This is a genomic window from Marinobacter sp. MIT932201 (assembly GCF_047123295.1).
Taxonomy (GTDB): Bacteria; Pseudomonadota; Gammaproteobacteria; order Pseudomonadales; family Oleiphilaceae; genus Marinobacter; species Marinobacter salsuginis.
The window spans coordinates 35,545-50,692 of the sequence record NZ_CP138917.1 but is presented as its reverse complement, the minus strand read 5'-3'; the positions used below and the strand labels follow the sequence as shown (position 1 = coordinate 50,692).

The following is a 15,148-nucleotide window of genomic DNA, read 5'->3' as shown; positions in this document are numbered from 1 at the left end:
GGCGCGCGCACGGCAATGCTGATCATTCTGGATCGGGACGGGGTCATCAACGAATACGATGGCAATTACATCTGCTCGGCGGATGAATGGCACCCCATTCCCGGCAGCGTGGAAGCGGTGGCCCGGCTCTGCAATGCCGGCCACCGTATCGCCATTGCCACCAACCAGTCCGGCATCGGTCGGGGTTACTATGACACCGACGAACTGGATGCCATGCACGAGAAACTCGAACAGCTGGTGGAAGCCCAGGGCGGCTGCATCGATTTCATAGCCTACTGCCCTCACCATCCGGACGACCAATGCTGCTGCCGCAAACCCCTGACCGGCATGCTGGAACAGATCCGTCAGCACTTCCACCTGGCCAGCCTTGAAGGGGCCATCATGGTTGGCGACAGCCGCAAGGATCTGGAAGCCGGCCACGCCGCGGGTTGCCATCCGGTATTGGTAAGAACCGGCAATGGCGAGGAAACCGAACGACACCTGGACGCCAGACCCATAACCGGCATCGACGTCAGTATCTACGATAATCTCAGCGAATTTACGGATGCCCTTTTATCCGTCGAGGGCTGGTAAAACCAAAGCGAATCCGTATAATACCGGCCGTTGATCGGCGTGTGGCGCAGCTTGGTAGCGCACTTCGTTCGGGACGAAGGGGTCGCAGGTTCGAATCCTGCCACGCCGACCATTTTCCCGCGCTCTCTCCCCTGTTTATCTCTTGCTTGAAGCTTCAACGAAGCACAGCAATGACGACGCATCTGGTGTCGGCTTTGTCGTTACCTCCTTAAAGCAAAGGCTCCACCGGCAACAGTGAAAACAGATACACCAATGCCCTCTTGAAGGCGCCGACATTGGGCTCATGATGGTGCTCAACTGTCTCCGATCCATTGAATTCGAGCCAACGCAGTTCGCCGTCCTCGTCCAGTATTACTTCGTAGGCCGCCAGCCTGACCTGTTCGGGAAAGGCCGACTCCAGAGCATCGGCCAGCTCCGGGCTCTTGATCAGAAAACCCAGCTCGGTGTTGAGGTTTGCTGAACGGGGGTCGAAGTTGAAGGAACCGACAAAGAGCGTCTCGCCATCCACGGCAAAGGTTTTGGCGTGGAGGCTGGCCGCAGAGCTCCCAACCATACCGCCAGAGCTCTGGTGCTCGTCTTCATTTTCCGACCTGAATTTACGCAATTCGAACAGTTCGACACCCGCTTCTAATAGAGCCTCCCGGTATTTCGCATAGCCTGAATGCACCAGGGCAACGTCGTTGGCTTCCAGGGAATTGGTGAGAATCCGCACCTCCACGCCGCTCGCTTCCAGATCGCGGAACAACTCTACGCCGGGGTTACCCGGAACGAAGTAGGGCGAAACCAGGGTTACTGTCTTTTCGGGTTCACCCAGGGCCAGGGCCAGCTGTTGGCTCAAAAGGCCCTGTTCCTCTTCGAGCCCCTGGGCTTTGGCCGGATCATCGCTCACCATCTCGACCGGCGCCCAGACAAACGAAACCTCCTGGTCCAGTAACTCTTGAAGGAAATCTGAATTGCGCAAAGCCGCTACAAAACGACGGGCCTCGGCATTCTGTTCAACGGCCGCAAGACTGGTTTCCAACGCATCCAGATCTTCATCGCCGACTGCAGACAACAACCGATCCGCCGGATACGAGGACTCACTTGCCCAGTAACGATCAAAATCCTGCGAAACACGGTCCACGACAGGCCCGATGGCCAGGACATCCAGGTCCGAGAACAGGGCACCGCTGCCAACCCCGAAATACTCATCGGCAACATTCCGGCCGCCAATGATGGTGGCCTGGTTGTCAGCCGTAAATGACTTGTTGTGCATCCGGTGGTTCAGGCGGCCGAAGTCGGTCAGGAAGCCGAGGGCCCGGGAACTGCGAATGACGAACGGATTGAACAGCCGAACCTCGACGTTGTCATGATGATTCAGCGCAGATAGCCACTCATCCATGCCTGCGATGCCGTTGTCATCCAGAAGCAGCCGGACCCGCACGCCGCGCTCGGCGGCCCGATACAGCGAGTACAGAAGCAGCTTGCCAGTAATATCGTCCTGCCAGATGTAGTACTGGACATCCAGGGATCGATCGCTGGCCTCGGCAAGCAACGCGCGGGCAACGAAAGCATCAAGGGGATTCTGCAGTGTCGCAATTCCACTCAGGCCAGGGTAGTTTTCGACTTCGTAGCCAACTGCCCGGCCAAGGCGGGTGCCTGCTGTCTGCTCCTGCGAGAAAGCTTCAGACTGTGACCGGTCTTTCAGAGAGGGCAGTGCGCAGCCGGTCAATAGACTTGTTAGCAGGAAGAGCGTCAGCGTGAAGGTTGTTCGGCTTTCGGTCATTTATACAGGGAGCCATCGCGTGATGAATCAATCAATTGAAATCATGGCACAAAGAAACCTGTTGGACAGGTTGCAGAGCCGCGTTTCAAAAATATTGCCAGTTCAATACTGAGGGTCGCGGCTTCAATTCGTTAAACCTATTTGTTCTATAGATATAACCATATTGGATAACGAATGCTGAACGGGTTATTGTTATTCCGACATCAAGAGGCCAACAGCCTCCACCAGTAAAACCCGACAGGAGATTCATCATGAGTTTATTGCTTGGCTCTACCGCCCCGAACTTCACCATCGACAGCACTGCAGGCCAGATCAACTTCCACGACTGGGCCGGCGATTCCTGGGTATTCTTCTTCAGCCACCCGGCCGACTTCACGCCGGTGTGCACCACTGAAATGGGCCGCACCGCTCAGCTGGCGAAAGAATTCGAAGCCCGCAACGTAAAGCCCCTGGGCCTTTCCACTGACACCGTGGAAGAGCACGTAAAGTGGATTGACGATGTCAACGACACCCAGAACTGCAATCTCCAGTTCCCGATCGTTGCTGACGCAGACCACAAAGTGGCCGAACTATACGAAATGATCCACCCCGGCGAGAGCGAAACCGCCGCCGTACGCAGCGTGTTCATCATCGACCCAGACAAGAAGATTCGTCTGACCATGACCTACCCGATGGCGGTGGGCCGCAACTTCGACGAAATCCTCCGGGTCATCGATGCCCTGCAAACCGGTGATGCCAACAAGGTTGCCCTGCCGGCCGACTGGCGCAAAGGAGGCGATGTGATCATTCCGCCCTCCATTTCCAATGAGGAAGCCAAAGGCCTGTTCCCACAGGGCTGGAATGAGATCCGTCCGTACCTCCGCACCACCAAGCTCTGATCCGGTTCGCGGATAATATCGGGGCCCGCCGTTTGGCGGCCCCCCCCAATGCAGGAGGCCCCCCATGAAACTGATACTGACAGCTCTGCTTGTCACCCTTGCCATCGGCTTCAACGCCCAGGCGGAAGACGCGCTATCCCTGACCCCACAGGAAACCTATGACCTCGTTCAGGAGCAAGGTGATCGCCTGCTATTTGTCGACGTCCGGGATCCGATTGAAATTATGTTTATCGGCTTCACCGATATGGTCGACAAGAATATCCCGTTCAAACTGGCGGATCGCTCAGACTTTCTCTCGGATAAAGGCCGGTTTGCCATGAACACAAATCGGGATTTCGCTTCACAGATAGAAGAAGCCCTGAGAGAAAAAGGCCTCACCAGGGATGACCTGGTCATTACCATGTGTCGTTCCGGTTCCAGCCGCGGCAAGCCCAGCGCCGAATACCTGATGGAGCGGGGCTTCACCAATGTGAAATACATTGACCACGGCTTTCAGGGCAGTGGTGCCAAAGAAGGTAAAAAGAAAGGCATGAGAATTGTGAATGGCTGGCAGAATGAAGGCCTGCCATGGTCTATGACGCTCAATCCAGAGAAAATCTATCGCCCGTGATTGGAATGTAAACGCCCGGGGTCGGCCCAGCCCCGGGCTTCCGCCCTCAGAAGGTGAATGTACGCATCTTCGGGTTCAGCATCTGGCCGGCCATTTCCGGCGGCATGGCCACCCCAACGCCATCAATCAGATCATCTTTGCTGTATTCACTGTTCGGTAAATACAGCGCACAGACTTTAGCATCACCACCGTTTTTCAACAGGCCGCGCAGCATCTGCCCCGGCGTTACCTTCTTGGGTTTGAGCGCAGGCGCTTCGTAGGACTTGAGTGCCAGGTCACCGGCTTTGTCACAAAGCAACACGTTTACCTTGGCTCCCTGCTGGGCCATGGTGTTCGAAAGCACCATTGCCATGCCCTGGGTTTGCAGCGAATCGCTGGACAGGATGACCAGCACCTCTTCGACGCCGCCTTTGTGGCTGTCGGCCTGAACACTGAAAGGGACGGCTGCAATCAGTGCAGCTGCGGCGACGGCCTTGATTGATTTGATCATGGGAAAAACTCCTTTTTGGTTGATCGAAAGACTTCAAAATCAATGTATCTGGCCAGGGAATGAGCTTCAGTGACAAAGTCACTTTCAGAGCTATGCCTGCCTTAAAGCTGACCCAGCCCTTATATTTCCTTTTATTCTAACGATAGACTCATAAGTTTGGTACCCTTTGATATATCTCAAGCTCACTCGCGCGCAGCAAACAAAGACAAGAGGTTCGAGGCATGACCAGCAACACAACCACCACGGGCAACGTCAAAACCCATACGGTCGTAATCGTAGGCGGCGGGGCGGCCGGTATCTCGGTGGCGTCCAGCATTCATAAGCGGGACAGCAATATCGACATTGCCATCATTGAGCCCGCTACCCGGCATCATTACCAACCGGGCTGGACCATGGTGGGTGGTGGGGTTTTCCGGCCGGAAGTCACCTCCAAGCCTATGGCAGAAGTCATGCCCGCTTTTGTTTCCTGGTACCAGCAACCGGTAAGCGCCATCGACCAGGACAACAACCGGGTTACTCTGGGTGACGGTTCTTCCATGGAATACAAAGCCCTGGTGCTCGCTCCGGGGCTGGAGCTGAACTGGGGCGGCATCGAAGGCCTGGAGGAGGCGTTGGGCTCCAATGGGGTCACGTCCAATTACCGCGAGGGCATGGCCAGCTACACCTGGGATCTCGTCCAGAATCTCAAGAACGGCCGAGCGCTTTTCAGTCAGCCTCCCATGCCGATCAAATGTGCAGGCGCGCCCCAGAAAGCCATGTACCTGTCTGCCGATTACTGGCTCAAACACGGCGTGCTGAACAATCTGGATATCCAGTTCCATAACGCCGGCGCCGTTCTGTTCGGTGTGGCCGATTACGTCCCGGCCCTGGAAGCCTATATCGAAAAATACGGCATCGCCCTGAATTTCCAGAGCACACTGGTTGCCGTAAACGGGCCCGCACAGACAGCGGTATTCCGCTCAACCGACAGCGAGGGCAACAGCCAGGAGCGCGAGATCAGCTTTGACATGCTGCACGCCGTCCCACCCCAGCGGGCACCAAAGCTGATTCGTGAATCTGCCCTGGCCAACGAAGGCGGCTGGCTGGATCTTGAGGACGATACCCTGCGCCATAAAACCTACACCAATGTCTTTGGGCTTGGGGACGTTAGCGGAACCGGCAACGCCAAAACCGCCGCTGCAGTGCGTAAACAGGCGCCAGTGGTGGCTGAGAACCTGGTGGCCACGCTCCGAAACCAGCCGCTTGAGGCCGCGTATCTGGGCTACGGCTCCTGCCCGCTGACGGTGGAAAACGGCAAAATTGTACTGGCGGAGTTCGGATATGGCGGAGTACTGCAGCCCAGCTTCCCGAAATGGATCAACGATGGCACCAAGGCCACCCGGGCCGCCTGGTGGTTGAAGGCCAAGCAGCTGCCAACGCTGTATTGGCACGGGATGTTGAAGGGGCATGAGTGGCTGGCCCGGCCAGCAAAGCGTTAACCCCTGGGAGAGGCTTACCAATGGAGGCTGCCCCACGAACAAACAGCCCGCCAGCGCCACGTATCGCGTTGGCGGGTAGCGCCTCGGGCGTTGTCATTAGGGAAATTCCTGAGGCCCTTCACCGTTCCCACCGATAGAGTTATTGCAATATTTGTCCTACCCTGACTTAGTAATAAGTCTTTTACGCTAATGTCAGGGTTGATAATGCGCAGAAACCTACCGGTTACGGACAACGAAAAAACCTTCTCACCCAATCAGAAACTTATTTCCTCCACAGATCTCAAAGGTAAGATTAGGCACTGTAATTCGGCCTTTGTGGAGATAAGTGGTTTCAGCCGGGACGAGCTGATTGGCCAGCCTCACAACATTGTCCGGCATCCCGATATGCCACCCGCCGCCTATGAGAACATGTGGGCACACCTTAAGGCCGGACAGCCCTGGATGGGCCTGGTAAAGAACCGTTGCAAGAACGGCGATTTCTACTGGGTCAGTGCCTACGTTACCCCGGTCACCGAAAACGGCAAGGTAGTCGGCTACGAGTCCGTGAGATCCTGTCCCGACAGGAAGGACGTCGAGCGCGCAGAAAAGCTGTACGCAGCCCTGAGGGCGGGCAGAACAGGAACCCCTTTCTGGCGCCGCGTCCAACCCCCCACCATCTTTTTGGCGCTTGTTTTCATTGTCACAGGGGCACTGTTTCTTGCCGATCAGAAAATGTTGTCCGAGCTTGTGCTGGCTGGGGGCGTGATTGCCTATGCCGGCTGGATGCATCTGGCCAGAAAACAGCTGATGGGCTCGGTCACCAGGCTACTGGCACACAGCTTCACAGATGATCTGGCCGCAAGAAGCTACACTGATGACGATTTGCCACTTGGGCGTATCAAGGTTGCAGTAAAGGCCCAACAAGCTCACCTTGATGCGGTACTCACCCGGCTTGAAGACTCCGCCGATGAGATGCGACTGTATTCTGTGAAAGGTCGCGAAGTCAGCTTCGAAGCTCAGGAGGCCCTCAAACAGCAGCAGGCCGAAACCGAACAGGTTGCGGCAGCCGTACACGAGATGTCCCATACCATTGCGGAGGTCTCCTCGAACGTCCAGTCCACGGCAGAGCGGGCGGATGGCGCAAAAGAGTTTGCCAATGAGGGGCGTTCCGTTGTGCGCGGGACCCGGGAAGCCATTGAATCTCTCAAAGGTTCCGTTCATGGCATTAGCGCTTCCGTTGGCGAGTTGGCTCAGCAGACTCAGCAGATAGCCTCAGCCGCAAAAATTATCGAAGAGATTGCAGAGCAGACCAACCTGCTGGCCCTGAATGCCGCCATTGAAGCGGCGAGGGCCGGCGAGCATGGACGCGGATTCGCCGTTGTGGCCGAAGAGGTAAGGGGCCTGGCATCCCGGACCCGCAATTCAACGAGTGAAATCCATGGCATTGTCAGCGAACTGATTGCCCGCTCCGAGGAGGCCAACCAGAAAGCCGACGAGGGCAAGCTTTCGGCAGACGAGGGCATGGAAAAAATGCTTTCGGCCGAGAGCACCCTTAATGACATTGCTGAATCCGTCTCCAACATTGCCGAAATGGCAATGCAGATGGCAGCTGCCGTGGAGGAGCAGGCCCAGGTGTCGGATCAGATCAACGAGCAAGTGGAGAAAATCTCGGATCTGGCATCCAACAACCTGTCCAAAGGTGAAGAGTCCACCGAGTGCGTTAAAAACATTGAGCAGATTGCGAACGATTTGCACGAACTGGTCGTGCGTTTCAAGTGACAGGAGGGGTCGAGACCGCCGAGCAAGAAACCGTCCGTTATCCCTTGGCTGCGATGTTGGCCAAGAATATCGATATAATCCTCCGGTTCCTCTTGCAGAAGCGCTCGAATGGGCCAACACTTTCAATTGGGCCCATTATCGTTCGGGCCAGAACTAGCCGCGAAACCGCGGCCTTCGTGTGAGGGATCACATGCATCTGTCTCCAGAAACAAGGCTCAATGCCATTCTCGATGGCACGGGCGCGGGTACCTGGGAATACAATCTGGACACCGGCGAAATTATCTTCAACGAGCGCTGGGCCAGCATGCTCGGCTATACCCTGGAAGAGCTTGAACCTCTGTCTTTTGAGACGTGGGAGCGCCTGAGCCATCCCAGCGATGTCGAATCAGCGCACGAGGCTCTCAATGCTTACCTTAACCAGGAGGCCACCAAGTTTGAGTGCGTGGTTCGCATGCTTCACAAGGACGGTGACTGGCGTTACATCCACACCCGCGGAACCCTGTTCAACAAAGACCAGGCGGCAGAAACCCGTTGGCTGATGGGGACTCATCTTGATGTAACAGAAGAAAAAGTTTCCCAGCATCAGCTGCAGCAGCTTGCCGAATCTCTCCCCGGGGTCATATATACCTTTACTCTCAATAAAGATGGCAGTTTTCACTTCCCCTACATGAGCCGCAAGGCCAAGGATTTCTATGGTGTAACGCCAGCGGAAACCCGGAGCAGTCCGGAACGGATGTTTGAAGCCATTCACCCAGAGGATGTTGCAAGAGTTCACGAGACCATCGAACTCTCCCGCAAGACACTACGCGAGTGGGTTTGCGAATACCGCATCATCAAAGATGGCCAGACCCAATGGTTGCGAGGTGTTTCCCAGCCGGAGAGAAATCCGGACGGAAGTACCACCTGGCATGGCATTATTACCGATATCAACGACCAGAAACGCCTGGAATTCCAGCTGGAAGCCCTCACGATTACCGATGAACTGACAGGGCTCTACAACCGGAGATACCTGCTCAGAAAACTCGAGGAACTGGCCGACCAATCCGCCCGCTACTACCATCCGTTCTCGTTGCTTTCCCTCGACATCGATTTCTTCAAAAGCGTCAACGATTCCTGGGGCCATCTCACAGGCGATAAGGTATTGCGCACGGTGGCCAATCTGATCGAAACGCGGACTCGCAAAACCGACATTGTTGCACGCACCGGAGGCGAAGAGTTTATCGTTCTGATGCCTCACACCACCTTGAGTGATGCTCGCCAGGTTGCCGAATCCCTGCGTATTGATATGGAGACAGAGAGTTTTCTCAGTGAAGATGACACCCCCTTCAACGTTACCTTGAGTGCCGGGGTCGTATGCTGGGACCAAGGCATCGACGGTGTGCGGGATCTGCTGTCCGCATGCGACCAGTTGCTTTACCAGGCGAAACGGGCAGGCAGAAATCAGGTCGTCGTCAGCGAAATCGGCGCTGAATAGAGCTGACAGGCAAAAAACAGCGTATTCTGGCGCTCGACAACAACCCGAATGGAGAAAAAGCATGATCGGATACGTCACCCTTGGCGTCAGTGATATGGAACGGGCAAAGGCATTCTATACGGAACTGTTGAGCGACCAGGGAGCCAGGCTGCTGCTGGATATGGGGCGTATCGCCTTTATCGGTAAGAGCATGAAAGCGCCCATGATCGCGGTTTGCGTGCCCTTCAATGAAGAACCCAACCATCCCGGCAACGGCAACATGGTTGCCCTGCCTGCGGAGTCGAAAGAAGATGTCGATGCCATGTACAAGAAAGCCATCGAGCTTGGTGCCACCTGCGACGGTGAGCCGGGGCAACGGATTCCCAACCAGTTCTACGGCGCCTACGTGAAAGACCCGGACGGTAACAAACTGGCGTTTTTCGTTTTCGGTTAACAGCATGCAGAAGGCCCTCAGTTGAGGGCCTTCGCTTGTTAAGGTTCAGCTCGTTGCAGCCGCCACTTCCGCCTTACCGGTTTTCAGCAGTGCATAGCCGAAACCGATTACCAGGGACCCCACTGCAATCGCAATCAGATAGGGCAGCACCGCACTTACCGCATTGGGAATGGCCAACACAAACAGCCCACCGTGTGGTGCCATCAGCTTGACGGTAAACAGCATCGACAGGGCACCGGTTATTGCTCCTCCGACCATGCACACTGGAATAACCCGCAAAGGATCCTTTGCCATAAATGGAATGGCACCTTCAGAGATAAAGCACAAACCCAGTACGAAGGAAGCCCGACCGGCCTGCCGTTCCACCTCTGCAAACTTGCGGCGCGCGATAAAGGAAGCCACGCCCATGCCAATGGCCGGCACCATACCCGCCGCCATAATGGCCGCCATGGGTGCAGAGCCGCCACTGCCCTCGGATAGCAGGCCAACGCCAAACGTGTAGGCAGCCTTGTTAACCGGCCCCCCCAGGTCAAAGCACATCATGGCGCCTAGAATGCCGCCCAGCAGGATCGCATTGGTGGTTCCCATGCTCTCGAGGAAGCCGGTCAGACCATCCATGATCGCGGCCATAGGCTCGCCGATCACATAGATCATCCCCAGACCTGTCACCAGGCTGGCGAACAGAGGAATGATAAGAATGGGCTTCAGCGATTCTATGCTCTCCGGCATTGGCAGTTTCTGGCTGATAAAGCGCGCGACATAACCAGCAAGGAAACCCGCCACAATACCGCCGAGGAATCCAGCTCCCAGTTCACCCGCCAGAAACCCACCGATCATTCCCGGCGCCAGGCCGGGACGGTCGGCAATAGACCAGGCAATGTATCCGGCCAGCAACGGAATCATCAGTTTGAAGGCGGTGCCACCACCGATCTGCATCAGGGCGGCAGCCAACGTACCTTCCTCCTGAAACGCTTCAATCCCGAACACGAAGGACAGGGCGATCAGCAAACCGCCAGCAACCACCATGGGCAGCATGAAGGAGACGCCGGTCAGCAGGTGCTTGTAAGGCCCTCTTTTCTCACCACTTCCGGAGGTACCCGAGGTTTTCTTCTGGCCAGCGTCCAGAACCACGGCTTCTTCGAGGGCATCGTGGATGGCATCGGCTGGTTTTTTCAGGGCGGCACCGGTCGAGGTCCGCCAGACCCGCTTGCCAGAGAAGCGACCCGGATCTACCTCAATATCACAGGCCAGGATCACCACATCTGCCGCCGCAATTTCCTCCGCCGTTAGCGGATCCTGGGCGCCGACAGAGCCCTGGGTTTCTACGCGGATCTTGTGGCCTGCGGATTGCGCCGCGGCGGTCAGTGCCTCTGCCGCCATAAAGGTATGGGCGACGCCAGTGGGACAGGCAGTAACGGCAACGATCCGTTTACTCCCGGCGGCGCTGCCGCAAGACGAAGCTGACCCCACCGGTTCCTGACTGGTGCTCGCCGGGTCCCAGGGTGTTGCTTCTGACTCGGCCGTGACCAGCACAGCATCGGGATCAGGGAGCGCGGCCGTGACCGGAATCTGTAGCAGGCGTTTGCCCGCGTACGCGTCGAGATCGACCGAGACGCCGACCGCTGCAATAACCAAATCGGCCTGCCGGATTGTTTCGTCGCTGGGCTTGCTGTTCGCTTTACCATCCGGACCGCGAGTATCGGTAGTCACGGACCAGCCACGCCGGTTCGCCGCCCGCTCCAGGGCGCGGGCGGCCAAAAAACGGGTTGCCACGCCCTGCGGGCAGGCAGTCACAATGATCAGATTCATAACCGTATCTCTCCGGTGTTATTTTGCCCAGGCCAAGGCTGCACCCGGGTTTGTTGGAGAAGGGAAGGAAAGTCCGGTGCCTCAGGGTCTCCGACACCAATGTGTTGCACGCATTCGGCAGACAAGGCTGTCGCGTACCGCAGAACTGCTTCATCACGCTCGCCACCAAGTACGCCGTGAAGCATCCCTGCCAGCAAGGTGTCGCCGGCACCAACGGTGCTGACCAGCGAGACCGGAGGCACCCGGGATCTCAAGAGGCCGCTCGGCGATGACCACAACACGCCATCTGCACCCATGGACACCACCACGTGCGACACGCCGTGAGTGCGCAGGCGGGCAACGGTCGTTTCCACGGCTGCCACATCGTTTATGGGCAGGCCGGCCCAGCCAGCCAGCTCATCCGTATTAGGCTTGATAGCAAACGGTCCCGCCTCGATACCCGCTTTTAGTCCCTCGCCACTGGTATCCAGCCATACCGGCTTGCCTGCCTCGGACGCCTGCTGAACGAGTTCCGCCACGCCAGAAGGCAAAAAGCCGTCTGGCAAGCTGCCACCGATGACAACCACGTCACACTCCGGCAGCAGCGATTCCAAGCGATCTTCAAGACTCTGGAGGGCAGTTTCCGGCGCGCGGAAACCTGGGCCATTCAGATCAGTCACCCGTCCGCCGGCCTCATTAATCTTGATATTGATTCGGTTTCGGCCAGGAACACGGACAAAACGGTCCTCGAGGCCTTCCGCCTCAAACAGACGTTCAAACGGCCCGGGATTAGCGTCACCCAACAGTCCTGCCACGGTGACCGAGTGCCCCAGACGGGCCAGCACCCGGGCCACATTGATGCCTTTCCCAGCCGGCTCAATCAGGGTATGACCCGTTCTGTTAACTTCTCCGAGGGTGAGGGGCGGCGTTTCAACGCTGAGGTCGAGGGCCGGATTCAGGGTGATTGTCAGGATACGCGCCATCACCAGGCCTCCAGGGCATCGCGTACCTCTGAGGCGGTTGCCAGCGACAGAGCCTTTTCCGCCTGTTGTCGGGCTGTTTCCAGGTTCAGACCACGGATGCAGGCCTTAACCAGGGGTACCCGTCGACTGGTCACAGACAGCTCGTCTACATCCAGCCCAACCAGAACCGGAATCGCCTGGGGATCAGACGCCAGTTCCCCGCACACACCTACCCAGCGATTGTGAGCATGAGCGGCTTCCACAGTCATCCGGATCAGCTTCAGTACCGAAGGATGTAAGCCATCCGATTCCGCTGACAGCTGGCCGTGACCACGATCGATGGCCAGAGTGTACTGGGTCAGGTCATTGGTTCCGACCGAAAAGAAATCCACTTCCGGCGCCAGGGTAGATGCCAGCAGGGCACAGGAGGGTACTTCGATCATCACGCCAACCTGAACGTCATTGGCCAACACCTCGCTCTGGACCTTTGAAACAATGGCCCTGGCCGCTCGGAACTCCTCAAGATCCTTGACCATGGGGAACATGATGCGAAGGGGGCGATCACCTGCCGCAGTCAGCAGGGCCCTGACCTGGGTTTCCAGGATGTCCGGGCGGGTCAAAGACAATCGAATACCACGCATGCCCAGAAACGGGTTGTCTTCCTGGGGCAAAGGCCAGTAATCCAGCGGCTTGTCGCCCCCCACATCCAGGGTGCGGGCCACCAGAGGCAGGCCGTTAAGGGCATCAAATGCGTGCTGATATTCACGTACCTGAGTCGCCAGATCCGGCGCCTCCGGATGAGCCATGAAGATGAACTCGGTACGAAGCAGGCCGACACCGTCTGCGCCGCGGTCCACCGCATCCGGAGTGTGGGCTGTATTGCCAAGGTTGGCACCCACCTGAACAGTGTGACCGTCTTCGGTAGTGGCAGGCTGGTTGCGGTTCTCGTGGGCCTGGGCCTGCAGGGCTTCAAGTTGTTGCAGGCGGCGGCGTATCTTGTCGCACCGCCCGACACCCGGGTTCGGCACCACACAGCCCCGTTCACCATCCACAACGAGGTCCGCTCCGTCCGCGATGGCGAGTATGGATTCACCAGCACCGACGACCGCTGGCAAACCAAGGGCACGTGCCAGTATCGCGCTATGGGAGGTTGCGCCGCCTCGGGCAGTAACGAGACCGCGCACGCGGGAGGTATCCAACCTGGCAACATCGGAAGGCCCGAGATCGTCGGCCACCAGAATATAGGGGGCATCAGGCGGGGTCGGCATTGCCACGCCACACAGATTGGCCAACACCCGACGCCCGACATCCCGCAGATCCGCCGCGCGCTCAGCCAACAACCGATCGGCCAGGGCTTCCTGGGCCCTTGCAGCAGTATCAATGGCTCTCCACCAGCCCGCCTCGGCAGACGCACCCTCGTTGATCGCTTCCAGTGTCGCCTGGTAGAGATCCTCGTCCTGAAGCATTTCCACATGAACCGAGAGAATAGGCGCCGCTTCACCGCCTTCTGCCTGCCGAATCAGGGTGCGAAGCTGGCCATCGGCGTCGTCAATGGCCTGGTTGAGACGCTGAATCTGTTGTTCGCTGTCTTCGGAGGACTGTTCGTATCTGAGTTTGGGCTGGCGCATAACGAAGGCCGGCGCCAGGGCCAGTCCCGGTGAGGCAGCAACGGCTTTCAGGGGCTGATCATCTGTCAGTTCCTGAGCTGGCTCAGCTTCAGGCTCCACAATCCGCTGATCCGCAGACCGCAGCGGAGCGACTTTCTCACCCAGACCCTCTTCGATGGCTTTGGTCAGTGCCGCGACGGCTTGACGTGCCTCATCGCCAGTGGCTGAGAGCAGCAGAGTCTGGCCCCTGCGGGCGCCCAGGCCGATCACCCGGGTCAGACTGGTTGCAGAGACCGCACTGCCGTCGCCTTCCAGAAGACGCAGGCGAATACTGGCATTGTGGCGACGAGCCTCCTGGACGAGTTGTTTGGCGGGCCGTGCGTGGAGGCCGTGGGTGTTCAAAAGGGTCACTTTGGCGGTAACCGCATTGGCGGCTTCACCGGACAACCTCGCCAGCACGGCCTCCGCATTCAGGCCGTCAATCGGCTCGTTGCGGGCAAGGAAGTTATCGATGCGCTCCAGCAGGTCATGGCACTCATCACCGGGCCCCGCCAGACAGAAAACACCCCGGAGCTCCGGCGTTGGCCGCTTTGGCGTTGCCAATGAAAGAGTCGGGCGCCTGGCCCCGATGGTGTGATGCGTCAGCCAGAACCCCTCGCCGAGATCCACTGGGGGTTGGCCGATAATACTGGCCAGAAAATCTGTGTCCACGCACCGCAAACTCTGCAGACGCGCAGCGGCAATCAGGGCCAGTTCGTTCGGGGTCGACGCATCAATACCAAAACAGAGAGTCTCGCTATCGCATTTGGCAACGGCCGGTGCTTTGGAAAGCAACGCAACCAGTTCCGCGGCATCCGAAGCATGACCCAACTTCTCAGCCAGCCCTGGCTTATCCAGTACACGGGTCAAATGCCGGAGAATATCCAGGTGTTCATCGGACTGGGCCGCAATCGCAACCAGCACATACACCCGCGCACCATCGTGCCAGGTGATCCCCTCGGGGAACTGAAGAATACGGATACCGGTGTTCAGCACGGCATTCCGGCTTTCCGGTGTGCCGTGGGGAATAGCAATGCCATTGCCCAGTACCGTGGAAGATTGCTGTTCACGGGCGCTCATGCCAGCCAGGTATTCCGAAGAAGTCCGGCCGGCGCTCTCAAGATCCCGAGCTGCCTTTTGCAGTGCGTCTTGCCAGTCAGCGGCAGTTGCACCCAGGCGAACGTCATTGGCAGTCAGCGTCAGCATAATGTGTGCCTCGCTTTTTGTTTTGATGGTGCGCATCTGTTTTTGTTTGCTGAATCGTGTCAGCATGCTTAAAATCGATGATGAAAC

The 15,148-nt window shown here is 57.6% G+C and carries 12 protein-coding genes and 1 tRNA gene; 8 read left to right on the top strand and 5 right to left on the bottom strand.

Annotation, left to right across the window (positions count from 1 at the left end; genetic code table 11):
- Positions 1-15 precede the first annotated feature (15 nt).
- On the top strand, positions 16-573 hold the full coding sequence (gmhB, locus tag SIC15_RS00185) for a D-glycero-beta-D-manno-heptose 1,7-bisphosphate 7-phosphatase (protein WP_412536811.1): 558 nt from the start codon (positions 16-18) through the stop codon (positions 571-573).
- Positions 574-608: 35 nt separating this feature from the next.
- Positions 609-685 (top strand) — tRNA-Pro (locus SIC15_RS00180).
- A gap of 96 nt (positions 686-781) precedes the next feature.
- Here the strand turns inward: SIC15_RS00180 and SIC15_RS00175 are convergent.
- Positions 782-2,338 carry a phospholipase D family protein gene (locus SIC15_RS00175; RefSeq protein ID WP_412536810.1) on the bottom strand — a complete coding sequence of 519 codons (1,557 nt, stop codon included), beginning with the start codon at positions 2,336-2,338 and terminating at the stop codon, positions 782-784.
- Positions 2,339-2,589: 251 nt separating this feature from the next.
- On the opposite strand from SIC15_RS00175, the gene SIC15_RS00170 reads away from it, so the two are divergent.
- Entirely contained in the window at positions 2,590-3,216 is a 627-nt protein-coding gene (locus tag SIC15_RS00170) for a peroxiredoxin (protein WP_222465764.1), read from the top strand.
- Between the two features lie 64 nt (positions 3,217-3,280).
- On the top strand, positions 3,281-3,826 hold the full coding sequence (locus SIC15_RS00165; protein WP_136630755.1) for a rhodanese-like domain-containing protein: 546 nt from the start codon (positions 3,281-3,283) through the stop codon (positions 3,824-3,826).
- Between the two features lie 46 nt (positions 3,827-3,872).
- On the opposite strand, the gene SIC15_RS00160 is transcribed toward SIC15_RS00165, so the two are convergent.
- Positions 3,873-4,316 (bottom strand): hypothetical protein, encoded by a 444-nt coding sequence (locus SIC15_RS00160; RefSeq protein ID WP_412536809.1) that lies wholly within the window; start codon positions 4,314-4,316, stop codon positions 3,873-3,875.
- A gap of 221 nt (positions 4,317-4,537) precedes the next feature.
- Here SIC15_RS00160 and SIC15_RS00155 point away from each other — a divergent pair, with 221 nt between their 5' ends.
- From SIC15_RS00155 to SIC15_RS00140, 4 genes are all read left to right on the top strand, one after another.
- A complete protein-coding gene (locus SIC15_RS00155; RefSeq protein ID WP_136630753.1) occupies positions 4,538-5,794 on the top strand; it encodes an FAD/NAD(P)-binding oxidoreductase in 1,257 nt (418 codons plus the stop codon).
- A 204-nt stretch (positions 5,795-5,998) separates the two neighbouring features.
- Positions 5,999-7,552: a methyl-accepting chemotaxis protein gene (locus SIC15_RS00150; RefSeq protein WP_273157780.1), complete on the top strand. Its 1,554-nt coding sequence runs from the start codon at positions 5,999-6,001 to the stop codon at positions 7,550-7,552.
- Between the two features lie 190 nt (positions 7,553-7,742).
- Positions 7,743-9,026 carry a diguanylate cyclase gene (locus tag SIC15_RS00145; RefSeq protein ID WP_412536808.1) on the top strand — a complete coding sequence of 428 codons (1,284 nt, stop codon included), beginning with the start codon at positions 7,743-7,745 and terminating at the stop codon, positions 9,024-9,026.
- Between the two features lie 61 nt (positions 9,027-9,087).
- Entirely contained in the window at positions 9,088-9,459 is a 372-nt protein-coding gene (locus SIC15_RS00140; RefSeq protein WP_412536807.1) for a VOC family protein, read from the top strand.
- 45 nt (positions 9,460-9,504) lie between these two features.
- Here the strand turns inward: SIC15_RS00140 and SIC15_RS00135 are convergent, their stop codons facing one another.
- From SIC15_RS00135 to ptsP, 3 genes are read right to left on the bottom strand one after another with little or no spacing between them, the layout of a single operon-like run.
- Positions 9,505-11,268, bottom strand: a complete 1,764-nt coding sequence (locus tag SIC15_RS00135) for a PTS fructose-like transporter subunit IIB (RefSeq protein ID WP_412536806.1) — start codon at positions 11,266-11,268, stop codon at positions 9,505-9,507.
- On the bottom strand, positions 11,265-12,230 hold the full coding sequence (gene pfkB, locus SIC15_RS00130) for a 1-phosphofructokinase (RefSeq protein WP_412537643.1): 966 nt from the start codon (positions 12,228-12,230) through the stop codon (positions 11,265-11,267). The genes SIC15_RS00135 and pfkB overlap by 4 nt, the downstream gene beginning before the upstream one ends.
- A complete protein-coding gene (gene ptsP / locus SIC15_RS00125; protein ID WP_412536805.1) occupies positions 12,230-15,061 on the bottom strand; it encodes a phosphoenolpyruvate--protein phosphotransferase in 2,832 nt (943 codons plus the stop codon). Before ptsP ends, pfkB begins: the two co-directional genes overlap by 1 nt.
- Between the last annotated feature and the right edge of the window lie 87 nt (positions 15,062-15,148).